Source organism: Paenibacillus sp. Aloe-11 (assembly GCF_000245715.1).
GTDB classification, from domain to species: domain Bacteria; phylum Bacillota; class Bacilli; order Paenibacillales; family Paenibacillaceae; genus Paenibacillus; species Paenibacillus kribbensis.
In genome coordinates this window covers 15,633-16,018 of the sequence record NZ_JH601043.1, presented here as the reverse complement: position 1 = coordinate 16,018, position 386 = coordinate 15,633, and the positions used below count along the sequence as shown (strand labels likewise).

Genomic DNA, 386 nt, shown 5'->3' with positions numbered 1-386 from the left:
CCTGCCACATCGGACAGCTTCGTGTAGTCCTGCTTCCATGCAAGCCATTGGACGGTTTGCACCAGGAAGGTCGCATCGTCCACTTCCTTGAAACCATCATACGTCTTCTTCGACTGTCCGTTTTCCTCACGCACATATTTCGGCGTGGCGTCCTCGACAGGCGAAGAATCTCCGATGAATGCCGCCTTGCCCTGCCCTACCTTGGAGATAGCGGCAAAAGGTCCTTCAGCACGGCCTCCGCCGTTATAGACACCCTGGTCTACAGCATTGCCCCATTTTTTCGTGCCTGTGGGGATATAAGCAATCCCTTTAGCCTTGGTGGGGTCAATAATAGCCAGCGTAGATCCGGCATGCATCGCAATCGAGCGTACACCCTTGGTTATACC

The 386-nt window shown here is 54.1% G+C and carries 1 pseudogene; it reads right to left on the bottom strand.

The features are described 5' to 3' along the window. Window positions 1-386, bottom strand: a pseudogene (locus WG8_RS27305) (DUF6359 domain-containing protein); the annotation flags it as partial.